General features: G+C 68.1%; 22 protein-coding genes, 1 tRNA gene, 1 other RNA gene and 1 pseudogene. 18 read left to right on the plus strand and 7 right to left on the minus strand.

Annotated elements, in window-relative coordinates; translation table 11 throughout:
* The first annotated feature begins 59 nt into the window (after positions 1-59).
* The 9 genes and pseudogenes from dapB (at position 60) to EBB59_RS00140 (ending at position 10,981) form a co-directional block, all read left to right on the plus strand.
* A complete protein-coding gene (gene dapB / locus EBB59_RS00105; protein ID WP_122100134.1) occupies positions 60-809 on the plus strand; it encodes a 4-hydroxy-tetrahydrodipicolinate reductase in 750 nt (249 codons plus the stop codon).
* Between the two features lie 120 nt (positions 810-929).
* Positions 930-2,063, plus strand: a complete 1,134-nt coding sequence (carA, locus tag EBB59_RS00110; protein ID WP_122100361.1) for a glutamine-hydrolyzing carbamoyl-phosphate synthase small subunit — start codon at positions 930-932, stop codon at positions 2,061-2,063.
* 47 nt (positions 2,064-2,110) lie between these two features.
* Positions 2,111-2,194 (plus strand): annotated as a pseudogene (locus EBB59_RS14345) (four helix bundle protein); the annotation flags it as partial.
* A gap of 134 nt (positions 2,195-2,328) precedes the next feature.
* Positions 2,329-2,472 (plus strand): four helix bundle protein, encoded by a 144-nt coding sequence (locus tag EBB59_RS14350; RefSeq protein ID WP_281273199.1) that lies wholly within the window; start codon positions 2,329-2,331, stop codon positions 2,470-2,472.
* A 17-nt stretch (positions 2,473-2,489) separates the two neighbouring features.
* Positions 2,490-5,735 (plus strand): carbamoyl-phosphate synthase large subunit, encoded by a 3,246-nt coding sequence (gene carB / locus EBB59_RS00120; protein WP_122100135.1) that lies wholly within the window; start codon positions 2,490-2,492, stop codon positions 5,733-5,735.
* 11 nt (positions 5,736-5,746) lie between these two features.
* Positions 5,747-6,211, plus strand: coding sequence for a transcription elongation factor GreA (gene greA / locus EBB59_RS00125; RefSeq protein ID WP_122100136.1), 465 nt, complete (start codon positions 5,747-5,749; stop codon positions 6,209-6,211).
* Positions 6,212-7,171 (plus strand): phosphoglycerate mutase, encoded by a 960-nt coding sequence (locus tag EBB59_RS00130; RefSeq protein WP_122100137.1) that lies wholly within the window; start codon positions 6,212-6,214, stop codon positions 7,169-7,171.
* Positions 7,168-8,871: a single-stranded-DNA-specific exonuclease RecJ gene (recJ, locus tag EBB59_RS00135; RefSeq protein WP_425451773.1), complete on the plus strand. Its 1,704-nt coding sequence runs from the start codon at positions 7,168-7,170 to the stop codon at positions 8,869-8,871. Before EBB59_RS00130 ends, recJ begins: the two co-directional genes overlap by 4 nt.
* 139 nt (positions 8,872-9,010) lie before the next feature.
* Positions 9,011-10,981: a SurA N-terminal domain-containing protein gene (locus EBB59_RS00140; protein WP_122100139.1), complete on the plus strand. Its 1,971-nt coding sequence runs from the start codon at positions 9,011-9,013 to the stop codon at positions 10,979-10,981.
* A gap of 87 nt (positions 10,982-11,068) precedes the next feature.
* Here the strand turns inward: EBB59_RS00140 and EBB59_RS00145 are convergent, their stop codons facing one another.
* Genes EBB59_RS00145 through gloB form a run of 3 tightly spaced genes read right to left on the minus strand, consistent with a single transcriptional unit; the run spans position 11,069 to position 13,869 of the window.
* A complete protein-coding gene (locus EBB59_RS00145) occupies positions 11,069-11,860 on the minus strand; it encodes an enoyl-ACP reductase FabI (protein WP_122100140.1) in 792 nt (263 codons plus the stop codon).
* A 57-nt stretch (positions 11,861-11,917) separates the two neighbouring features.
* Positions 11,918-13,111 carry a lytic transglycosylase domain-containing protein gene (locus EBB59_RS00150; RefSeq protein WP_147455465.1) on the minus strand — a complete coding sequence of 398 codons (1,194 nt, stop codon included), beginning with the start codon at positions 13,109-13,111 and terminating at the stop codon, positions 11,918-11,920.
* Positions 13,108-13,869: a hydroxyacylglutathione hydrolase gene (gloB, locus tag EBB59_RS00155; RefSeq protein ID WP_245978884.1), complete on the minus strand. Its 762-nt coding sequence runs from the start codon at positions 13,867-13,869 to the stop codon at positions 13,108-13,110. Before gloB ends, EBB59_RS00150 begins: the two co-directional genes overlap by 4 nt.
* A 42-nt stretch (positions 13,870-13,911) precedes the next feature.
* On the opposite strand from gloB, the gene EBB59_RS00160 reads away from it, so the two are divergent.
* Genes EBB59_RS00160 through dnaQ form a run of 3 tightly spaced genes read left to right on the plus strand, consistent with a single transcriptional unit; the run spans position 13,912 to position 15,742 of the window.
* Complete coding sequence (locus EBB59_RS00160; protein ID WP_245978854.1) at positions 13,912-14,559, plus strand: class I SAM-dependent methyltransferase; 648 nt, start codon at positions 13,912-13,914, stop codon at positions 14,557-14,559.
* 5 nt (positions 14,560-14,564) lie between these two features.
* Positions 14,565-15,011 (plus strand): ribonuclease HI, encoded by a 447-nt coding sequence (gene rnhA, locus EBB59_RS00165; RefSeq protein ID WP_122100362.1) that lies wholly within the window; start codon positions 14,565-14,567, stop codon positions 15,009-15,011.
* A complete protein-coding gene (gene dnaQ, locus EBB59_RS00170; RefSeq protein ID WP_122100144.1) occupies positions 15,011-15,742 on the plus strand; it encodes a DNA polymerase III subunit epsilon in 732 nt (243 codons plus the stop codon). The genes rnhA and dnaQ overlap by 1 nt, the downstream gene beginning before the upstream one ends.
* Before the next feature lie 10 nt (positions 15,743-15,752).
* Here the strand turns inward: dnaQ and EBB59_RS00175 are convergent, their stop codons facing one another.
* Positions 15,753-16,457: a PP2C family protein-serine/threonine phosphatase gene (locus EBB59_RS00175; RefSeq protein WP_122100145.1), complete on the minus strand. Its 705-nt coding sequence runs from the start codon at positions 16,455-16,457 to the stop codon at positions 15,753-15,755.
* Between the two features lie 121 nt (positions 16,458-16,578).
* On the opposite strand from EBB59_RS00175, the gene EBB59_RS00180 reads away from it, so the two are divergent.
* Together EBB59_RS00180 and ffs are read left to right on the plus strand one after the other, a co-directional pair.
* Positions 16,579-16,669: transfer RNA gene (locus tag EBB59_RS00180), tRNA-Ser, on the plus strand.
* Positions 16,670-16,932: 263 nt separating this feature from the next.
* Positions 16,933-17,029: signal recognition particle sRNA small type (gene ffs, locus EBB59_RS00185), an RNA gene on the plus strand.
* Positions 17,030-17,204: 175 nt separating this feature from the next.
* On the opposite strand, the gene EBB59_RS00190 is transcribed toward ffs, so the two are convergent.
* The gene (locus EBB59_RS00190; RefSeq protein WP_122100146.1) at positions 17,205-17,948 is read right to left on the minus strand and encodes an MBL fold metallo-hydrolase; all 744 of its coding nucleotides are present in this window, start codon (positions 17,946-17,948) and stop codon (positions 17,205-17,207) included.
* Positions 17,945-18,688, minus strand: a complete 744-nt coding sequence (locus EBB59_RS00195; protein WP_122100147.1) for a 3-deoxy-D-manno-octulosonic acid kinase — start codon at positions 18,686-18,688, stop codon at positions 17,945-17,947. Before EBB59_RS00195 ends, EBB59_RS00190 begins: the two co-directional genes overlap by 4 nt.
* Positions 18,689-18,708: 20 nt before the next feature.
* Here EBB59_RS00195 and EBB59_RS00200 point away from each other — a divergent pair, with 20 nt between their 5' ends.
* Positions 18,709-19,767 carry a glycosyltransferase family 9 protein gene (locus EBB59_RS00200; RefSeq protein WP_122100148.1) on the plus strand — a complete coding sequence of 353 codons (1,059 nt, stop codon included), beginning with the start codon at positions 18,709-18,711 and terminating at the stop codon, positions 19,765-19,767.
* Here the strand turns inward: EBB59_RS00200 and EBB59_RS00205 are convergent.
* A complete protein-coding gene (locus EBB59_RS00205; RefSeq protein WP_122100149.1) occupies positions 19,746-20,150 on the minus strand; it encodes a DUF6165 family protein in 405 nt (134 codons plus the stop codon). The genes EBB59_RS00200 and EBB59_RS00205 overlap by 22 nt on opposite strands.
* A gap of 461 nt (positions 20,151-20,611) precedes the next feature.
* Here EBB59_RS00205 and apbC point away from each other — a divergent pair, with 461 nt between their 5' ends.
* The 3 genes from apbC to EBB59_RS00220 all read left to right on the plus strand — a co-directional run bounded on the left by apbC (position 20,612) and on the right by EBB59_RS00220 (position 22,361).
* Entirely contained in the window at positions 20,612-21,457 is an 846-nt protein-coding gene (gene apbC, locus EBB59_RS00210) for an iron-sulfur cluster carrier protein ApbC (RefSeq protein ID WP_122100150.1), read from the plus strand.
* Positions 21,458-21,561: 104 nt separating this feature from the next.
* Positions 21,562-22,134, plus strand: coding sequence for a dCTP deaminase (gene dcd, locus EBB59_RS00215; RefSeq protein WP_122100151.1), 573 nt, complete (start codon positions 21,562-21,564; stop codon positions 22,132-22,134).
* Complete coding sequence (locus EBB59_RS00220) at positions 22,131-22,361, plus strand: hypothetical protein (RefSeq protein WP_122100152.1); 231 nt, start codon at positions 22,131-22,133, stop codon at positions 22,359-22,361. Before dcd ends, EBB59_RS00220 begins: the two co-directional genes overlap by 4 nt.

Raw genomic sequence — 22,361 nt, forward strand, 5'->3', positions numbered from 1 at the left:
GCGGAAAGTACGGGGCGGGCCGCTATCATGGCGGCCCGTCCTTTGTCCGCGATAAGGAAATGAGCGAACCGGTCTCCCTGCTGATCCACGGTGCCAACGGCCGCATGGGGCGCGCCCTGTCGCGGCTGTGCAACGAACAACCGGGCTGTGCGGTGACGGTGGCGGTTTCACGCGGCCAGCCGAGCCAGCGGGTGGTGGATGGCGTGGCGCACTTCGCCGCCAGCGAGATGTCCGGCGCGCCGGCTTTCGACGTGATGGTCGATTTCAGCCTGCCGGAAGCCTTCGATGCCGCGCTGGCGCTGGCGCTGGAACGCCGGGCGGCGTTGGTGTCGGGCACCACCGGGCTTTCCGAAGTGCAGAAGGCCGCGCTCGAAGCCGCATCGCGGACGATTCCCGTGTTGTGGGCGAGCAACTTCAGCATCGGCGTCGCGCTGCTGCACGAACTGGCACGCCGAGCCGCCGCCGCCCTGCCGGGATGGGATTGCGACATCATCGAAATGCACCACACGAGGAAGCTCGACGCGCCCTCCGGCACCGCGTTGACCCTGGGCCGCGCCGTGGGCGAGGGCGGGGGGGAAGCGCGTTACGCCGCGATCCGCGCCGGCGATATCGTGGGCGAGCACTGCGTGCAGTTCGCTGGCCCCGGCGAGCGTGTCGAGCTGGTGCACCGGGCGACGAATCGCGACATCTTCGCCCGTGGCGCGTTGCGGGCGGCGGCTTGGCTCCACGGCAGAGCGCCCGGGCTTTACGCCGTCGCCGACATGCTCAATGCCGGGAGCGGGCTGGATTCGCCGGCGCATCCCCGCTAGAATCCCGGCTCGCCTGAATCCATCGCTTCCGGAGCCGCTCGACCGCACTCCGGCGGTTTTTTGCAACCCACGTTCGGCCGCGCCCGCCCGGTGCGGCGGCCTCCATACAAGGCGAAGCCCGTGAACCAACCCGCAATCCTCGCGCTCGAAGACGGTACCGTCTTCCGTGGCGTTTCCATCGGCGCGCCCGGCCTGTCGGTTGGCGAAGTGGTGTTCAACACCGCCATGACCGGCTACCAGGAAGTGCTGACCGACCCTTCCTACGCCCACCAGTTGGTCACACTGACCTATCCGCACATCGGCAATACCGGCATGACCGCGCAGGATGACGAAGCCGCCCGGGTGTGGTCGGCCGGGTTGATCGTGCGCGAGGTGCCGCGCCGGCCCAGCAATTGGCGCAGCGAAGCCTCGCTGCCGGCATGGATGCGCGAACGCGGCGTGGTGGGCATCGCCGGGATCGACACCCGCAAGCTGACCCGGCGCTTGCGCGAGCGCGGCGCGATGAGCGGCGCGGTGATGGCCGGAGAGGGCCTCGACGAGGCCGCCGCCATCGAGGCCGCGCGCAAGTTTCCCGGCCTGAAGGGCATGGATCTGGCGAAAGTGGTCAGCACCGGCAAGCCTTATGTCTGGAGTGAAGGCTCGCTCGATCTCGACGCCAACGCCTTTGCCGCGCCGGAAAAGAAATTCCAGGTGGTCGCCTACGATTTCGGCGTCAAGACCAACATCCTGCGGATGCTGGCCGATCGCGGCTGCGAGGTGCGCGTGGTGCCGGCGCAAACCCCGGCCAGCGAAGTGCTGGCGATGCGGCCCGACGGCGTCTTCCTTTCCAACGGCCCCGGCGACCCGGAGCCGTGCGATTACGCCATCGCCGCGATCCGCGAACTGCTGGCGCGGAAGCTGCCGATCTATGGCATCTGCCTGGGGCACCAGTTGCTCGGCCTCGCCATCGGCGCCCGCACCATGAAGATGCCGCACGGCCATCACGGCGCCAACCACCCGGTGCAGGATGTCGACAGCGGCCGGGTGTTGATCACCTCACAGAACCACGGCTTCTGCATCGACGAAGCCACGTTGCCGGCCAATGCCCGCGTCACCCACCGTTCGCTGTTCGATGGCACCAACCAGGGCATCGCGCTCACCGACGCGCCGGCCTACAGTTTCCAGGGCCACCCGGAAGCCAGCCCCGGGCCGCATGACGTGGCGGGGTTGTTTGATCGTTTCGTTGAGTTGATGGGGCGAGAGGCCAGGGAATGACGCACGTCGTCCCAAGCTATCGGGATTCGCGGGTTTGGCAGCGCGCAATGGCGTTGGCGGCCGGCGTGTACCGCCTGAGAGCCGGGTTCCCGAGCAGCGAACGCAATGGTCTTTTCGCGCAAATGCAGCGGGCGGTGGTCTCGATCCCATCCAATATCGCCGAAGGGCGCGAACGTCGACCCACCCGCGAGTTCCTGCGTTTTCTTTCGATCAGTTTCTTTCGATCAGTCAAGGCGCTCTTGCCGAAATCGAAACACAACTGCTGTTGTCAACTTCACTTGAAATGGCGGATTCCCGGCAGGTCGAGTCTTTGTTGGCCGATGCGTCCGAGTTGGGTCGCATGTTGAACGGTATCCGCGGCAAGCTGGAAACCAAGCTGGCCGCTTCCTCCCTGGCCCCTGGCCCCTGATCTCTGGCCTCTGACAAATGCCCAAGCGCACCGACATCCAAACCATCCTCATCATCGGCGCCGGCCCGATAGTCATCGGCCAGGCGTGTGAATTCGACTACTCCGGCGCACAGGCTTGCAAGGCACTGCGCGAGGAGGGCTACCGCGTGGTGCTGGTCAATTCCAACCCAGCCACCATCATGACCGACCCGGACATGGCCGATGCGGTCTACATCGAGCCGATCAACTGGCGCTCGGTGGAGAAGATCATCGCCAAGGAGCGGCCCGATGCGCTGCTACCGACCATGGGGGGGCAGACCGCGCTGAACTGCGCGCTGGACCTGGCCGACAACGGCGTGCTGGAACGCTTCGACGTCGAGTTGATCGGCGCCTCGCGCGAGGCCATCCGCATGGCCGAGGACCGCGAGCTGTTCCGCGTGGCGATGGAGGAGATCGGGCTGGAATGCCCGAAGGCCGAAGTCGCGCGCAGTTTCGAGCAAGCATTGGACATCCAGTCCAGGGTGGGCTATCCGACCATCATCCGCCCCAGCTTCACCCTGGGCGGCAGCGGTGGCGGCATCGCCTACAACCGCGAGGAGTTCGAGGAAATCGCCAGGCGCGGCCTGGAGCTTTCGCCGGTGCACGAGATTCTGGTCGAGGAATCGGTGCTGGGCTGGAAGGAGTTCGAGATGGAGGTCGTGCGCGATACCGCCGACAACTGCATCATCGTCTGCTCCATCGAAAACCTCGACCCGATGGGCGTGCATACCGGCGATTCGATCACCGTCGCGCCGGCGCAGACGCTCACAGACAAGGAATACCAGCGCTTGCGCGACGCCTCGGTCGCGGTGCTGCGTAAGATCGGCGTGGATACCGGCGGCAGCAACGTGCAGTTCGGCATCAACGCGAAGACGGGACGCGTCGTCGTCATCGAGATGAACCCGCGCGTGTCGCGCTCGTCCGCGCTGGCGTCGAAAGCCACCGGCTTCCCGATCGCCAAGATCGCCGCCAAGCTGGCAATCGGCTACACGCTGGACGAACTGAAGAACGACATCACCGGCGGCCTGACCCCGGCCAGTTTCGAGCCGGCCATCGATTACGTGGTCACCAAGATTCCACGTTTCGCCTTCGAGAAGTTCCCCGCCGCCGATTCGCGCCTGACCACGCAGATGAAATCGGTGGGCGAGGTGATGGCCATCGGCCGCACCTTCCAGGAATCGATGCAGAAGGCGTTGCGCGGCCTGGAAACCGGCAAGGCCGGCCTTGACCCGACCGGTCTGGACTGGCACAACGAGGACGAGTTCGCCAAGCTCAAGCGTGAAGTGAAGGAGCCGGGCCCGGAGCGCCTGTTCTACTTGGCCGATGCCTTCCGCGCCGGCCTGTCGGTGGCGGAGGTGCATGCGCTCTCGCATGTCGATCCCTGGTTCCTCGACCAGCTCGAGGACATCATCGCCGCCGAGCGGGCGATGGCGAAGGGCGGCCTGGCCGCGCTGGATGCCGACGCCTTGCGCGGCTACAAGCGCATGGGCTTTTCCGATGCCCGCATCGCCCAGTTGTGCGACACCAACGAGGCCGCGATCCGCGCGCTGCGTCGGGGGTTCGGCATCCGCCCGGTGTACAAACGGGTGGACTCGTGCGCCGCCGAGTTCGCCACCACCACCGCCTACATGTATTCGACCTACGAGGAAGAATGCGAGGCCGCGCCGAGCGAGCGCGACAAGATCGTCGTGCTGGGCGGCGGGCCGAACCGGATCGGGCAGGGCATCGAGTTCGACTACTGCTGCGTGCACGCCGCGTTGGCCCTGCGCGAGGATGGTTACGAGACCATCATGATCAATTGCAACCCGGAGACGGTGAGCACCGATTACGACACCTCGGACCGCCTCTATTTCGAGCCGCTGACGCTGGAGGACGTGCTGGAGGTCATCGATCTGGAGCGGCCGAAGGGCGTGATCGTGCAGTACGGCGGGCAGACGCCGCTGAAGCTGGCGAAGGCGCTGGAAGCGGCCGGCGCGCCGATCATCGGCACGTCGCCCGAATCGATCGACCTGGCCGAAGACCGCGAGCGCTTCCAGAAGCTGGTGGAGGAACTGAAGCTCACCCAGCCGCCGAACCGCACCGCCCGCAGCGCCGAGGAGGCGCTGGTGCTGGCGCGCGAGATCGGCTACCCACTGGTGGTGCGCCCAAGCTACGTGCTGGGCGGCCGGGCGATGGAGGTGGTGCATGCCGATGCCGATCTCGAACGCTACATGCGCGAGGCGGTGAAGGTCAGCAACGATTCGCCGGTGCTGCTCGACCGCTTCCTCGACAACGCCGTGGAAGTGGACATCGACGTGATCGCCGACAAGAGCGGCCGCGTGCTGATCGGCGGGGTCATGGAGCATATCGAGGAGGCCGGCGTGCATTCCGGCGACTCCTCCTGCTCGCTGCCGCCGTACTCGCTGTCGCGGAAAGTGCAGGATGAGCTGCGCGAGCAAGTGGTCGCGCTGGCCAAGGCCCTGAACGTGGTGGGCCTCATGAACACCCAGTTCGCCATCCAGATGGACGACGAGGGCGGCCACACCATCTACCTGCTGGAAGTGAACCCGCGCGCTTCGCGCACGGTGCCGTTCGTGTCCAAGGCCATCGGCCGCCCGCTGGCCAAGATCGCCGCACGCTGCATGGCCGGCAAGACGCTGGCCGAGCAGGACGCCACCGAGGAAATCGTGCCCGAATACTTCTCGGTGAAGGAAGCGGTGTTTCCATTCGCCAAGTTCCAGGGCGTCGATCCGATCCTCGGCCCGGAGATGCGCTCGACCGGCGAGGTGATGGGCGTGGGGCGCAGCTTCGGCGCCGCGTTCGCTCGCGCCGAGGAGGCCGCGAGCATCCGCGCGCCCAAGCCCGGCAGGGCTTTCGTCTCGGTGCGCGACCCGGACAAACAGCGCCTGCTGCCGGTGGCGCGGGAACTGCTCAAGCGCGGCTTCGAACTGGTCGCCACGCGCGGCACCGCTGCCTGGCTCGGAGAAAACGGCATCGATTGCGCCATCGTCAACAAGGTGGTGGAAGGCCGGCCGCATATCGTCGATCTGATCAAGAACGGTGAAATCACCTATATCGTCAACACCACCGAAGGTAAGCAGGCCATCAGCGACTCGTTCTCGATCCGCCGCGAAGCGTTGCAGCACCGCGTCACTTATTCGACGACAATCGCCGGCGCGAAGGCGCTGCTGCATTCGCTCGACTTCCGCGACAGCGGCCCGGTATGGTCGATCCAGGAACTGCACAAGGAACTGCAAGAAGCATGAACCGTCCCCCCATGACCGCCGCTGGCGCGGCCAGGCTGCGCGCCGAGCTGGAAGAGTTGAAATCCGTCAAGCGTCCCGCGGTGATCCAGGCGATCGCCGAGGCGCGCGCCCATGGCGACCTCAAGGAAAACGCCGAATACGCCGCCGCCCGCGAACAGCAGGGTTTCATCGAAGGCCGCATCAAGCAGCTCGAAGGCGAGCTCTCGCACGCCCAGATCATCGATGTCACCAAGCTGGCCGCCGGTGACAAAGTGGTGTTCGGCGCCACCGTCGATCTGGTGGATACCGAGACCGGGCAGGAAGTGACCTACCGGATCGTCGGCGACCTCGAAGCCGACATCAAGCACAAGCGGATCGCGATTTCCTCACCGATCGCGCGCGCGTTGATCGGCAAGCACGAAGGCGACGAAGTGACGATGGAAGCGCCGGGCGGCACGCACGAGTTCGAGATCGTCGGCGTTCGCTACGAAGCCTGAGTGAGCGCCGCCGGCGTCCACCTGTTGTTGCCGCCGCCACGGCGTTGGCCGAGGCCGTGGCCCGGGGCGGTGGCGCGCGCGCTGGGCCGTGCCGAGCGTTTCGGCCAAGCGCCCGATGCCGTGATCGCCGCCTTGTTCGGCTTGCGCGCGCTGCCGGCCTCGGCGGCGCTGGCGCGGCTGGGCGAGGGGGATATCGACATCGATACGCTGCGCGCCCATCGCTGGCTGCGGGCCGACCCGGCCTGGATACGCGCCGACATCAACGGCGCGCGGCTGTGCGGCATCGGGCCGATGCTGGCGCTCGGGGCCGAGGAGGCCGATGCGTTCGCCGCCGGATTGCGGGCAATGTTCGCCGATGCCGGGCATGCGCTGGAGGTCGTCGCGCCCACGCGCTGGTACCTGCGCCTGCCGCGCGATGCCGAATTGCCGCATCTCGCCACCCCGGTCGAAGCGCTGGGCGAGGATGTCTTCGACCACCGTCCCGAAGGGACCGATGCGCGCGCATGGCGGGCGCTGGAGAGCGAGGCGCAGGTCGGCCTGCACCAGCATCCGCGCAATGCCATGCGCGTGCGCGCCGGCCTGCCACCGGTCAATGCGCTGTGGTTCTGGGGGGGCGAGGCGCTGCCCGACATGGCGCGCGCCGGCCTGTCGGGCCTGGCCTCCGACGATCCCCTGCTGCGTGGCGCGGCTGGGCTGGCCGGTATTCCTCTCGCGCCACTACCGGCCCGCTGGCCCGCCGCCGCCGGTCTGTACGACCTGCGTGGCATCCGCGCCGGCGCGCTGTACGCCGATTGGCTGCTGCCGGCGCTGGATGCGATGCGGACGGAGAAATTCGTCATGCAATGGGTCTGCGAGGAAGGCCCGGTGTTCGAGCTGCGCCCCAGCCAGCGCTGGCGTTTCTGGCGCAAGCCGCTGGGCGCACTGGAGACGCCCACCGACACCGGCGAAGGCGAACGGTGAGCGCAACACGCCGGATCGTCCGCCGCGAAGTGGATGCCGACCTGCTGGCCGAGGGCGACTGGCCCGCGCACTGGCCACTGCTCTTGCGCCGCGTGCATGCCGCGCGCGGTAGTCGTGGCCTGCGCCAGGCCATGCCCGGCCTGGCCGAATTGCCGCCGCCCGATGGTCTGCTGGGTTTGCCGGAAGCTGTCGCCTTGCTGCGCCAGGCCATCGCCGGCGACCTGCACATCGTCGTCAGCGCCGATTTCGATTGCGATGGCGCCACCGCCTGCGCGGTCGCGGTGCGCGGGCTGCGGATGCTCGGCGCGCGCCGGGTTTCCTATGCCGTGCCCGATCGCATGCGCCACGGCTACGGGCTGACGCCCGGCTTCGTCGATGAACTCGCCGCCTTGCGGCCGGATGTGCTCCTCACCGTCGATCACGGCATCGCTTGCCATGCCGGTATCGCCGCGGCCAGGGCGCGTGGCTGGCGGGTCGTCGTTACCGACCACCACCTGCCGGGCGACACGCTGCCGGATGCCGATGCCATCGTCAATCCACAGCGGCCGGGCGATGCTTTCGTCTCCAAGGCGCTGGCCGGCGTCGGTGTGCTGTTCTACCTGCTGCTGGCGCTGCGCGCCGCCGCGCGCGCCGGTGGCGAGGCGGAGGGCGAGGCCGATCTCGGCGCGCTGCTCGATCTGGTCGCGGTCGGAACCGTGGCCGACATGGTGAGGCTCGATGTCGCCAACCGCGCCCTGATCGGCGCCGGATTGCGCCGGCTGCGAAAAGGATGGGGTTGCGCCGGTCTGCGCGCTCTGATCGACGTCGCTCAACGCGATGTCGAGCGGCTGACCACCGCCGACATCGGCTACGCCATCGCCCCGCGCATCAATGCCGCTGGGCGGCTGGAGGACATGCGGCTTGGCATCGAACTGTTGCTTGGCGACGATCTCGCCGTCTGTCGCGCGCAGGCCGAGGTGCTCGACGCCATCAACCGCGAACGCCGCCGGATGCAGCGCGGCATGGTGGACGAAGCCATTGCTCTGCCGGAACTGCAAAGCGATGCGCTGGTGCCGTGTGTGGCCGAGGAAAGCTGGCACCCCGGCGTGGTCGGGCTGGTGGCGTCCAAGCTCAAGGAGCGCCTGCATCGTCCGGTGTTCGCCTTCGCCGCGGCCAGCGCGTCGGAGTGGCGCGGCTCGGCGCGTTCCATCCCCGGCTTCCACCTGCGCGATGCGATCGCCCTGGTCGATGCGCGCCACCCCGGCCTCATCACCCGCTTCGGCGGCCACGCGATGGCGGCCGGCCTGACCTTGCCGCGGGCGTCGCTGGACGGGTTCGCCGCCGCCATCGACACCGTCGCCAGGGAGTGCCGCGAAACCCTGGCCCAGCAGGAAGACATCGCAAGCGACGGCGAATTGCCGCTGGCCGCGCTCGACATCGCCCATGCCCGCGCCTTCCGCGATGGCGGCGCCTGGGGGCAGGGCTATCCCGAACCGCTGTTCGATGGCGTATTCGCGGTGGCCGACTGGCGCATCGTCGGCGAACGCCATCTCAAGCTCACCCTGGAACGCGAAGGGCGACGCTTCGGCGCCATGCATTTCGATGGCTGGGAGGGCGAGAATCCCGCCCCGCTTTCCCATCTGGCCTATCGCCTGACGCCCGACGACTGGCGCGGCGGCGAGGCGATCCAACTGATCGTGGTGCATCGGCAGGCGGCCTGAGCGCCGCCGGGCCGCGTGGAGTGGGCGCGCGACCGCGCCCTGGGCCGCGTGGCGAAATCGCGCCCCTCGGGGTGCCGAGGCCATCGGCGGCGGATGAGGCTACACTGTGCGGCTGAATCCCGCCTGCTCCGGACACCACATGCTGCAAGCGCTACGCGAAAAATCCAGTGGCTGGGTCGCCACGCTCATCCTCGGCATCCTGATCGTGCCGTTCGCCCTGTTCGGCATCAACGACTACATGGGCCGCCAGATCGAGAACTATGCCGCGCGCGTTCAGGCGCCGCCCGCTTGGTGGCGTTCGGCGCCATCGTGGTGGCCGGTGTCGGTGCTGTGGTCGAAGGAGGATATCGGCATCCGCGATTTCCGCATGCGCTTCGACAACCTGCGCAGCCAGCAGCGCCAGCAACAGGGCGACGCCTTCGACAATCGCGAATTCGAATCGGCCGAGAACAAGCGCCGGGTGCTCGACCGGATGATCGACGAACGGCTGGCGCAGATCGCCGCGCGCGAGGCCGGCATCGTCATCCCCGATGCGCAGGTGCGCCGGCAGATCGAGACCTTTCCGGAGTTCCAGGTCGATGGCAAGTTCAATGCCCAGCGCTATCAGAGCCTGCTGGCCAGCCTCAACCCGCCAATGTCGCCATTGATGTTCCAGCAGTCGATCCGCGAGGGATTGCTGGGCAGCTCGCTGCTCGGCACGCTGGCCGGCACCGGCTTCGTCAGCCGTGCCGAGACCGAGCGCATGATGACGATGCTGCTGGAAACCCGCGACGTCACCGCTGTGCTGGTGCCGCCGGCGGCCGACGACAAAGCGGTTGCCGATACTGAAATCGCCGCCTGGTACAAGTCGCATGCCGGCAACTATCGGGCGCCGGAAACGGTGACGTTGGAATACGTCGATGTCGATGCCGCCAAACTGCCGGCGCCGACGCTGGACGATGCGCAGCTGCGCGAACGCTACCAGGCCGAACGCGGCAAGTTCGGCACCGCCGAGCAGCGTCAGGTCTCGCACATCCTGATTCCGGTCGCGGCCAACGCCAGCGCCGCCGAGCGGAAAGCGGCCCAGGACAAGGCGGTCGGATTGGCGCGGGAAGCGCGCGCCGGCGCCGATTTCGCCGCGCTGGCGCGGGCCAACTCTGGCGACCCCGGCTCCAAGGCGCAGGGCGGCGATCTCGGCTGGGTACAGCGTGATGGCGTGATGCCGAAGCCGTTCGAAGACGCGGTGTTCGCATTGCAGGCTGGCGCCGTCAGCGATCCGGTCAAGACACCCTCCGGCTGGCACGTGATCCGGCTGCGCGAAGTACGCGCCGGCACCGTCAAGCCGTTCGAGGAAGTCCGCGAACGACTCGTCGCCGAGTTCAATGCGACGGGCCGCGAGCGCGCCTACAACGATCTGCTCGGCCGCCTGGTGGACGACCTCATGAAGAACCCGACCGGCTTCGCCGAAGTGGCGGCCAAGCACGGGCTAGCGGTGCAGAAGACAGGCCCGGTGCCGAAGGGTGGCGGCGAAGGCATCGCCGCGTTGCCGGCGGTGCAGCGCGATGCGTTTTCCGAAAGCCGCATCGCCGATGGCGGCGTCAGCGACCCGATTGAAGTCGGGACCGATCGCAGCGTGCTGCTGCGGGTCGTCGCCCACACCCAGGAACGAGCGATGGCGCTGGCGCAGGTGCGCGAGCGGGTGATCGCGGATATCCGCGCCGATCGTGCCGGCAAGGTGGCCGAGGCCAGCGCGAAATCCCTGGTGGAGGCCGTCCGCCAGGGGGGCGCGCTGCGTGCGCTGGCCGCCGAGCGCAAGTTGCAGGCGCAGGCGATGCCGGGCATGGCCCGCAACATGCCGGTGCCGACTCCGGAGGCCGCGCAAGCGATTTTCCGTGCGCCGCGGCCGGCACCGAAGGCGCCGTCGCTCGGCCAGGTGCGCCTGCCGGACGGCGCCTGGCTGGTGTTCCAGGTCGATGCCGTGCACGCGGGCAAGCTCGACGATGTTCCCGAGGCCCAGCGCGCCGCGATGCGCCAGCAACTGGCCGCCGCCAACGGCGACCAGGCCGCGCGCGCCTACGTGACGGCCATGCGCAAGCGCTTGAGGATCGATGTCGCCGAAAGCCAACTCTGAGCGCGGCTTTCGCTGGTCATCGCGGTAACGAAAACGCCCGGCGTATGCCGGGCGTTTCGGTTCCATTGGCGTCGAGGCGGGCCGCGCTCAGTCGTTGAGGCCGGTCATGCCGAGGATGTTGTAGCCGGAATCGACATAGGTCACTTCGCCGGTGACGCCGCCGGCCAGGTCGGAACACAGGAAGGCGGCGACATTGCCGACGTCCTCGATCGTCACCGTGCGCCGCAGCGGCGCGTTTTCCTCGACATGGCCGAGAATCTTGCGGAAGCCGGCGATGCCCGCCGCGGCCAGGGTCTTGATCGGGCCGGCCGAGACCGCGTTGACGCGGATGCCTTCCGGCCCGAGGTTGTAGGCGAGGTAGCGCACCGTGGCTTCCAGGCTGGCCTTGGCCACGCCCATCACGTTGTAGCCTTGCAGCGCGCGCTCGGCGCCGAGGTAGGAAAGGGTGAGGACGGCGCCGTTGCGCCCGGCCATCATCGGTCGGGCGGCGGCCGACAGCGCGGCCAGCGAATAGGCCGAGATGTCGTGGGCAATGGCGAAGTTCTCGCGGGTCAAGCCATCCAGGAACTGGCCGGCGATGGCCTCGCGAGGGGCGTAGGCGATGGCGTGGACGAGAATGTCGAAGCCGTCGCTCCAGTGCTTGCCGAGTTTGGCGAAGCAGTCGGCGATCTGCGCGTCCGAGGTGACGTCGAGCGGGATCACGATGTCGCTGCCGTGTGCGTCCGCCGCCGCTTCGACGCGGGATTTCAGCTTGTCGTTCTGGTAAGTGAAGGCGAGTTCGGCGCCTTCGCGGCGCATCGCCTCGGCAATGCCGCTGGCGATCGAGCGGTCGCTGGCGATGCCGGTGATCAGTGCGCGCTTGCCCTGTAGGAAACCCATGCTCTAGTTCCGTTCTATTCGTGGACGAAGCGTGCAGTGTGCCCGCGTAGGGCATCGCTAGTCGAGCTTCAGCACCATACCGGGGCGTAGTGGACTGCCCGGCTTGAGGCCGTTTCGTCGCAGCAGTTCGGCCGTGCTGAGCTTGTAGCGGCGGGCGATCCGCCATAGCGAGTCGCCGGTGGCCACGGTGTGGGTGGCGGGCCGGGTTTCATCGCGATTGCCGGCCAGGCGGGCGGCCGCGCTGCCGCCGGCGATCACCGCTGGCGCGGCCGGGTGCGCTGATGCGCGTGCCGCCAGCGGGGCGGTGGCCTGGTTGGCGCGTGGGGCCAGTACCTTGGGCGCGCCGGCGCCGCCACGCAGCGGCGCGCCGGTCAGCGCCGGGTTGAGCCGCGCCACCAGTTGGGCATCCAGCGCGCGCGCCTCGGCCCAGTGGCGCAGGCTGGCGGCGGCGTCGGCCGGCTCCGCGCTCAAATGCGGAACCGGACGGTCGATCGCGTCGAGCCATTCCTGGCGGTCGTCGGCTTCTTCGATGAGGCAGGAGATCGCGTGCAATTTTTCCACGTAGGCGCGGGTTAGCGCCGGCACGCCGCCGAGTTTGGCCGGATCGGCGCTGCGCTGCGATTGCCCGCTGCGCTCGATCGCGCCCAGGATGCGGTACTCGCCGGCGTTGTAGCCCATGATCGCCAACCGCCAGTTGCCGCCGAACATGCTGTGCAGAATCTTGAAGTAGCGCACCGCGGCGCGCGTGGAGTCCACCACCGAGTAGCGGCCGTCGTAGCCGGCGCGCATCGGGATGCCCTGATTGCGCGCGGTCAGGCTGATGAACTGCCACAACCCGACCGGGCCCGCGGCGCTCTTCGCCGATGGGTTGTAGCGGCTTTCGATGAACGGCACCAGCGCGTATTCGGTGGGCAGCCCGGCCTTGACGAACTCGTCCACCACGTAGCCGAACAACGCCAGCAGTTCGTCGTCCTGGCTGGCCATGCGCTTGGGCGCGCGCGCGTAGTGGGCGCGCCAGCGCGCGCTGGCGTTGCCGCATTCCGGCTCGGCCAGGTGCTCGCGGAAACGCAGATGGATGTCCAGCCCGTTACGGGTGGCGTAGGGTGCACTGGCACTGGCACTGGCACTGGCACTGGCACTGGCACTGGCACTGGCGGTGCCGGTTTCCGGCGATGTCGCGACCTCGGTGGCGCGCGCGCCGGGCAGCGCCAGCGCCAGGGACAAGAGGAACGGTAAGCCACGGCGAGTCATGCGCGGAACTCGTCCTTCCAGCGCCGCAGTGCGGCGAAGCTGTCGGCGCGAGTGCCGGGCGCCGCGCCCAGGCGGCGTGCGAGCGCGGCGCGTACCTCGGGCGCGTCCACACGCAGGAACGGGTTGCAGGCGCGCTCCGAGGCGATGGTCGAGGGCAGGCTGGGGTGGCCGGCCCGACGCTGGGCGCGGGCCTCCTGGGTGCGCTCGGCCAGCGCCGGGCTGTCGGCCATTACCGCCTCGGCGAACGCGGCGTTGGCCAGGGTGTATTCGTGTGCGCAGCAAACCGCGGTCTGGTCGGGCAGGGCCGCCAGGCGGTCGAGCGAGGCCAGCATCGTCGGCGCATCACCCTCGAACATCCGCCCGCAGCCCAGGCTGAACAGCGCATCGCCGCAGAACACGAAGCCGTCGCCGTGATAGGCGAGGTGGCTGCGGGTATGGCCCGGCACCGCCATCACGGTGAACGCATGGCCGCCGACCTCGATCCGTTCGCCATCGCCGACCTGCCGGTTGGCGAGCACGATGCGTTCATCGCGCGGGGCGATGACGGGCGTGCCCGGCCAGCGTTCCAGCAACGCGGCGACGCCGCCGATGTGATCGGAATGATGATGGGTGAGCAGGATGGCGGAGAGCGCCGGCGTCTCGCCAAAGCGTGCCAGCGCCGGCGCGGCATCGCCTGGATCGACCAACAACGGCCCGGGTGTGCCTGGCAGCCACCACAGGTAGTTGTCCTCGAAGAACGGCAATGGCGGGGGAAGTATCAAGGTTTGGTGAGACGGCGCGGCCACGTAGAATGGCGGACGATGCCTGTGCTCGCTTCCTCTCGTCAACCCGAACAAGACCCGAACTGGTATGTCGGGCGCGCCGGTCGTGCCGTCCTCGACAGCGAATGGCCGTGGCTGGACGAGGCGTTGCGGGCGCGCCCAGGCCTGCCTTGGCTGGTGCTCTCGGCGGTGCGGCGTCCGGGTTTCATCGCACATCCGCACGGGCTCTGGCTCTCCCCCGACGATGCCGGATGGCGCGGCGAGGTGCGCTGCGGCGCGGCGCTTCCGCTTGCCAGCGAATCGGTGGGCACGGTGGTCGTCCAGCATGTCGGGCGGCCTTCCGGCGCGCTGGACTGGCTGGCCGAATCGGCGCGCGTGCTGGTGCCGGGCGGGCGGCTTTGGCTGTTCGCGCTCAACCCGTTGTCGCCGTATCGCCGTCACTGGTTCTCCGCCGATGCTGCGGGCCACGAGCCGGTGAGTTGGCGCCGCGCGCTGCGTCGCGCCGGCCTGCACGCCGATGCAGTGGCCCGGGGGCTCGGCCCGCGCTGGCGCGCGGAAGCCGACGCCGCCAGCCAGCAGGGCGCAGGCGCGCGCGCCGCCTATGGCCTGTACGCCGAGAAACGCCACATCCCGCTGACGATGCAACGCGCCCCGCTGCTGGTGCCGGCCCTGGGCGAGGCCACGTGAGCGCACTGAAGGCGGTCGAGGCGCATACCGACGGCGCTTGTCTCGGCAATCCCGGCCCCGGTGGCTGGGGCGTGCTGCTGCGTTATGGCGCGAAGGAAAAGGAACTCGCCGGCGGCGATCCTGGTACCACCAACAACCGGATGGAACTGATGGCGGCGATCCGCGCGCTGGAAGCGCTGACCGAAGCCTGCGAGGTCGCCTTGCATACCGATTCGCGCTACGTCCAGCAGGGTATTTCGGAATGGCTGCCGAACTGGCGCCGGCGCGGCTGGAAGACCGCCGCCGGCCAGCCGGTCAAGAACCAGGATCTCTGGCAACGGCTGGACGAAGCCGCGCGCCGCCACCGCGTCGACTGGCGATGGGTCAAGGGCCATGCCGGCGATCCCGACAATGAGCGCGTCGATGCGCTGGCCCGCGCCCAGGCGCTCAAGATCAAACGAGGACACCCCTGATGCGGCAGATCGTGCTGGATACCGAAACCACCGGCCTGGAATGGCGCAAAGGCAATCGCGTGGTCGAGATCGGCTGCGTGGAGATGATCGAGCGCCGTCTCACCGGCCGCAACTTCCACGTCTATCTCAACCCGCAGCGCGAGTTCGAGGAGGGCGCGCAGCAAGTCACCGGGCTCACGCTGGAATTCCTCGCCGACAAGCCGCTGTTCGCCGAGGTCGCGCAGGCGTTCGTCGATTACATCAAGGGCGCGGAGCTGATCATCCACAACGCCAAGTTCGACGTTGGCTTCCTCGACAACGAACTGCGTGGTGTCGGCCCGCAACTGGGGACGATCGCCGAACACGCCGGCGTTCTAGATACTCTCGAAATGGCCCGCCTGCGCTGGCCTGGCCAGCGCAATTCGCTGGACGCGCTGTGCAAGCGGCTGGGCGTGGAGAACGGCCATCGCACCCTGCACGGCGCCTTGCTCGATGCCGAGATTCTGGCCGACGTCTATCTGGCGATGACCGCCGGCCAGGGCGAGATCGGCTTCGATGCGCTTTCGGTCGAGGGGCCGGCGGTGGAAGCGTCCGCCGGGTTCCGGGCGTTCCAGGCCGAGGCCGGGCCGCGTCCGCGCGTACAGGTATCGGCGGCGGAAGCCGAGGCGCATGCGGCGCGGCTGGCGGCGATCGAGAAAAAAGCCGGCCATTGCCTGTGGCGCGAGGCCGCCACCGGGACGGGGGCGGCCTGAGCCCCCCGCTTCAGCGCCAGCGCAGCACCAACACGGTCACGTTGTCGCTGCCGCCGCCATCGAGCGCGGCGGCGATCAGCGTATCGACGCATTCCTGCGCGGTGATGCCCGGCTGGGCCAGGATGGCGGCGATGCCGGCATCGTCCACCTCCTCGGTCAGGCCGTCGCTGCACAGCAGGAGCTGCATGCCGGGTTGCCATTCGCCGCTCATGCGCGCCACGTCGAGCTGGGCCGGATCGGTGACGCCAAGCGCCTGGGTGACCATCTTGCGCTGCGGGTGGTTGCGCGCCTCTTCGCTGGTGAGCAGGCCCTGCGCGATCAGATCCTGCACGTAGCTGTGGTCGTGCGAAAGCTGGGCCAGCTTGCCGGCATGCCAGAGGTAGGCGCGGCTGTCGCCGACCCAGGCCACTTCGAAGCGATGGTCGATCACGCGCACGGCCACCACCGTGGTGCCCATCGGCAGGGCGTCGCCGCGGCTACGTGAATTGCGCAGGATTTCCTCGCCGGCGACGCGGATCGCCTGCGCCAGCGGCGTGCCGTCGCGGACTTCGCGGGCCACGGTGTCGCGGGCGATGGCGCTGGCGATCTCGCCGTTGTCGTGGCCGCCCATGCCATCGGCGACCAGCCACAGGCTGAGCTCCGCATCGCCCTCGTAGGTATCCTCGTTGAGCGCCCGGCGTAATCCGGGATGGGTCAGGTGTCCGAATTCGATCATGGGTATGAAGGCGATGGCGTCGGCGCATCATCGCGGCGATGCCGCCAATCGGCAAGCACCCGCACGGCAGACTTGCCGCCGGGGATAGCTGCCCGTATCATCCCCGGTTCGCTACAAGCCCGGAGAGGTGGCAGAGCGGTTGAATGTACCTGACTCGAAATCAGGCAGGCGTTTATAGCGCCTCGGGGGTTCGAATCCCCCCCTCTCCGCCAGATTCAAGAAAAGCGCCCCATGCGGGCGTTTTTCGTGGGCGGACGGCATGTAGGGCGTGCCTCGCGGAAGGCGTTCGTGTCCGCTAGGCACGAGCGCGTCCGGCCCGGCAAGGTCGGGTTCGCATGGCGGACGAGCGCTGTTGGGTCGCAGCGGCAGTGCCGGGCGAGTGCGAGATGACGTATCCATCCCCGCGACTTGCTCTGGGTCGGCATATGGCCGAAAATGCTCGGCTCACGCGAACCAGCGTGACTCCATGGTGGCCCCGTTGGCCCCTCGCGACGCTAGTTCGAAAATCCCGCCAGGGCCGGAAGGCAGCAACGGTATCGAGTGATGCGGGCGCCGAGGATCGTCGGCGGGGCCACCGCCTTTTTGGCTTCCGGCAGGCGGGATTCGCCGATATTGGCGTGCTGGCGGATGCTTGAACGGGCCGCCGCGGGATCGCCGCCATGAATGCTTGCGCTCCAGCGGTGCGATGCCCGGCGGCCAGCGTCCGCCCGTAATGCCATCAGCGCGCCGTCGTGGTGCATTGCTTCTTCAAGCCTCGGGCATCGCCAGTATCACCCGGTCGCCGGGTTCCGCCACCCACAGCCCTTGCCCGCGCAACGCTTCGAGGTCGTCGCGGCCCGCGTAGTGATAGAGCACGCAACGCGCCAGGAGTTCGGTCGGGTATTCGCGGCGCAGGTCGTCGATGCCGCTGTGCGAGGGGTTGCCGATCAGCGCACAGTCGTGGGCAATCAGTTCGCCCCGCGCCGCCACTTTTTCCAGCATCTCGGGAATCGGCCGGGTATCGCCGGTCCAGACCAGGCTGCCGGGCAGGCGCAGGCCGAAGGCGCTGTCCGGCCAGTGGTGGCGTACCGGGAACACCTCGAAGCGCACGCCATCGTGCCAGAAGTGGTCGCCGACCACGATCAACTGGAAGGCATCCCAGAAATTCGCGCCGCCTTCGGCCAACACGTTGGGATAGCCGGCGATGCGCCGCTGCACGTGCGGCAGTGCGCCGACTGGGCAATACACCCGCACCTTGCCGCGTCGGGCCGGGTTGAAATAGCTGCCGACGAACATCCGTTCGAAGCCGCTGACGTGATCGAGGTGGGCGTGGGTGATGAAGAGCGCGTCGGGGTAACGGCCGTAGCGGGCGATATGGTCGCTCAGGCCCTCCGAGCCGCAATCGATCGTGAGCCATGGCGACCCGTCGCGCTCGATGGTCGCCATCGCGCTGCCGAATTCCGCCACCGAGGCGGCATTGCCGGTGCCGTGGAAGCGCAGTGCCCAGTTCATGCCATCGCCTCGTCGTAGGCCGTGCGCAGGCGAGCGAAGCCGGTATCGATCAGTGTCCCGCGTTGCGCGCCGCCGATCTTCTCCAACGAGCGCCGCAACCGCGCCAAGTTGGCCTGTTGCCAGGTGGCGGCGGGCGGGCGCAGGCGGCTTTTGTCGAAATCGATCATCCAGGCTGTTCCCCCGGCATCGAACAGCAGGTTGTGGGCATTGAGGTCGGCATGGTCGAGTCCGGCGCGATGGAAGCGGGCGATCAGCGCGCCGCAGGCTGGCCAAGGCGCGTCCTCGCCATGCGCCAGCAGCAACTGGCCGAAGGAGCGCGCCTGGTCGATGCGGGCGAGCAGGATGGCGGCGCGGTAGTGACGGCCGCGTCGCCGGTAGAGCGCGGCGATGGGCGCCGGCGCCGGCAGGCCGCGTCCGCGCAGAGCCTGCAATAGTCGGAATTCGGCGAAGCTGCGGGTGGCCCCGGCATGGCGCCAGAGGTAGGCGTCGTGGCTGAACCACGCGGCCAGCCCGCCGCGCAGGTAGTGGCGAAGGACGAACGCGCCGCCCCGGGCATCGACGAACCAGGCCGCGCCGCGTCCCCCGCTGCCGACCGGCTGCGCGGCCTCGCCCCAGTGCGCGGGGTCGAACCATGCCGGCGCCGGTGTTTGCGGGCATGCGCGCGGGTCGAACACAATGGCGCCTTCGCCCAGCGCATCGCGGAACGGCAGCACGGTTTCGTTGGCATCGCGCATCGGCATCCGGAGAGTCTAGCAACCCCATGAAGTCCGTCACGCCCCGTTCGATCTGCCTGCTGCGTCTGTCGGCCTTGGGCGATGTCACCCATGTGCTGCCGCTGGTGCGCACCTTGCGCGCCGCCTGGCCCGCGGTCGAGTTGAGCTGGGTCATCGGCAAGGGCGAGCATCGTCTGCTGGACGGGTTGCCGGGCGTGCGCTTCATCGAATACGACAAGAAAAGCGGGTTGGCCGGCATGCGCGCTTTGCGGCGCGAACTGGCCGGGCGGCGTTTCGATGCGCTGTTGCAGATGCAGGTGGCCGCGCGGGCCAATCTGCTTTCGGCTTTCATTCCGGCGCGTCGGCGCATTGGCTACGACCGTTCGCGTTCGAAGGACATGCACGGCCTTTTCATCAACGAGCGGATTGCCGACCGCCCGGGCATCCATGTGCTCGACGCCATCGGCAGCTTCTGCGAGCCATTGGGCCTCGTGCGGAGCGAGGTGGTCTGGGACATGCCGGTGCCGCGGGCCAGTTTCGATTGGGCGGCCGCGTGCTGGCCGGACGATGGCCGTCCGGTGCTGATGATCTCGCCGTGCTCCAGCCATGCGCGGCGCAACTGGCGCGCGGATCGCTACGCCGCCCTGGCCGAGCATGCCGCCGGTCAGGGCTGGCGCATCGTCCTGTGCGGCGGTCGCAGCGCATTGGAGCGGGAGACCGGCGATGCCATTCTCGCGGCGATGCGCACCGACGCGCTCGACCTCATCGGCAAGGACACGCTGAAGCAGTTGCCGGCGCTGCTGGCGCGCGCCGACCTGCTGGTGACGCCCGACTCCGGCCCGATGCACATCGCCAACGCCATGGGGACGAAGGTGCTGGGCTTGCACGCCGCCAGCAACCCGCGTCGCAGTGGCCCGTATTCCGACACCCGTTGGTGCGTGGATCGCTACGACGATGCCGCGCGCCGCTTCCTCGGCAAGCCGGCCTCGGCGCTGAAGTGGGGCGCAAAGATCGAATTCGACGGCGTGATGGACTTGATTACGGTCGATGACGCCATCGCCGCCTTCGAGCGCTTCCGCGCCAGTCAGGCGGCCGGCGCGCGATAGTCCTCGTAGGATTTTTCCTCGACGTAGGCCGAGCCCAGCGCCAGGTTGATCTCCTTCTTGATGCGTGCGCGCTCGTCGTTCTCGAAGTAGACGCTGCGCGCCAACTTGACGAATCCGGCGTCGAAAGCCTGGGCCTTTTCCTTCAGGCGGATGTCGTCCTCGATCACCCACAACCGCTCGTTGACCGCCTTCAGCCCGGCGCGCAGCTCGGCGATGTTGTGGCCGGCGGCCGGATGCGCCATCCAGGTTTTTTCCAATGCCGAAAGCTCGTGGCGGACGTTGGCCAGCTTGGCTTCGTCCTTCATCCGCTCGGACTTGATTTGGAGAATGGCGATCTTGTCGAGCAACTCGCCAAAGGAGACGGGAACGGAAATTTCGGACATGGCGGCTCTCTGCGCGGGGAATGGCGGCAGTTTAGCGGCTGCGCCGGCCGGGGCGGGCGTGGAGCGCGCGAAAACGCCTGGCGGACGGGGCCAGCCAAGAAGAGATGGCCGGGACGGACATTTGTAATCACGGGCTGGCCGAAGTTTCGTTCCATCACCCGCCGGCGTGGCGGCAATACAAAACCTTTCCTCGTTGACGGCGCTTTCACCAGGCGTGGTTCGATGTCCCGCTGGGCGGTCTCCGTTTGCGCAAGCGGACTGCAAAGGGGCAGTCACACGCACCGGCCGGCCTTGGCTTGCCCGGCGAGACTGGCCGCTGCGACGCTAGGTATTGGAACCACAAGTCACGACTGGAGGCCCGGGGACGCGCCACAATGCGATACCGTGGCGCGGCATCGGCATCGGCATCAGCGGCGGACTCGATTAACATGAGCCGCCACAGAGGGCCAGTTTCGATCCATATGCATCATCTTCCTCCGCACGCCCCCCAACGCGATCTCAAGCCTCACCCCGGCATCCGCAACGTGATTGCGGTGGGCTCGGGCAAGGGCGGGGTCGGCAAGTCCACCACGGCGGTCAATCTGGCAGCGGCGTTGATGCGGGAGGGGCTGCGCGTCGGCGTGCTCGATGCCGACATCTACGGCCCCAGCATCCCGGCCATGCTCGGTATCGAAGGCAAGCCCGATAGCCCCGACGGCAAGACGATCGAGCCGATGCGCGGGCACGGCCTGGAAGCGATGTCGATCGGGGTGCTGGTCGATCAGGACACGCCGATGATCTGGCGTGGGCCGATGGCCACTTCCGCGTTGATGCAGTTGTTCAACGACACCCGCTGGGGCGATCTGGACATATTGGTCGTCGATCTGCCGCCGGGCACCGGCGACATTCAACTCACGCTGTCGCAGAAGATTCCGGTGGCCGGGGCGGTGGTCGTCACCACGCCGCAGGACATCGCCACGCTGGATGCGAAGAAGGCGCTGAAGATGTTCGAGAAGGTCGAGGTGCCGGTGCTGGGTTTGATCGAAAACATGGCGGTGCACGTCTGCTCGAACTGCGGTCATGCCGAGCACGTCTTCGGCGCCGGCGGCGGGGAGAAGATGGCCGCGCAGTACGGCGTGCCGATGCTTGGCGCCTTGCCGCTCGACGTCCGTATCCGCGAGCGTGGCGATGGCGGTGTGCCCGTGGTGCTGGCCGAGCCGGATTCGGACGTGGCCGGGGCTTACCGCGCGGCGGCGCGGAAGCTGCTGGAAGTGCTCGGCAAGCGTCCGCGCGCGCCGATGTCGATCGCGGCCTCCCTGCTTGGCTGACCTCCGGCACGCAGGGGTCGCCCACGCCCCGCCAGGCCGGATGCATGGGCGCTGCGCGAGCGGGCGCGACGCTACAATGCGGGCTTCCTTTCTGGGGTGAATCGATGAGCATCAAGAGTGACCGCTGGATCCGCCGCATGGCCGATGCCCACGGCATGATCTCGCCGTTCGAGGCCGGGCAGGTCAAGCACGTCGACGGTGAGCGCATCGTCAGTTACGGTACCTCCAGTTACGGCTACGACGTGCGTTGCGCGCGCGAGTTCAAGGTGTTCACCAACATCAACTCGACCATCGTCGATCCCAAGCATTTCGACGAAGGCAGCTTCGTCGACATCACGGCCGACGAGTGCATCATTCCACCCAACAGCTTCGCGTTGGCGCGCACGGTCGAGTACTTCCGCATCCCGCGCGACACCCTGGTGGTCTGCCTCGGCAAGAGCACTTACGCGCGCTGCGGGATCATCGTCAACGTGACGCCGCTGGAGCCGGAATGGGAAGGGCATGTGACGTTGGAATTCTCCAACACCACGCCGTTGCCGGCGCGCATCTACGCCAACGAAGGCGTGGCGCAGATGCTGTTTTTCCAGGCCGATGCCGATGACGTCTGCGAAACCAGCTACCGCGACCGCGGCGGCAAGTATCAGGGGCAGACCGGCGTGACACTGCCAAAGACATGAGCCAGCGAAAGCCGCCAGTGAAATCGAAGCGTGACGAAGCCGCCCAGCGCATCGCGCGGAGCTTCATCGACAGTCCGTGGCGTTACAGCCAGTTCGTGGTCGTCGGGCTGATCGTGGCCGGGTTGGTTGGCGGCCTGTCGCGCGCCGGTTGGCCGTTGTCGCTGCTGGTCGGCGCGGCGGCCGGCATCGGGTTGTGGCTGGTCGAGAAGAAACGCGGGGTGTTGTGA

The sequence above is a fragment of the Solilutibacter pythonis genome, from assembly GCF_003697345.1.
GTDB classification, from domain to species: Bacteria; Pseudomonadota; Gammaproteobacteria; order Xanthomonadales; family Xanthomonadaceae; genus Solilutibacter; species Solilutibacter pythonis.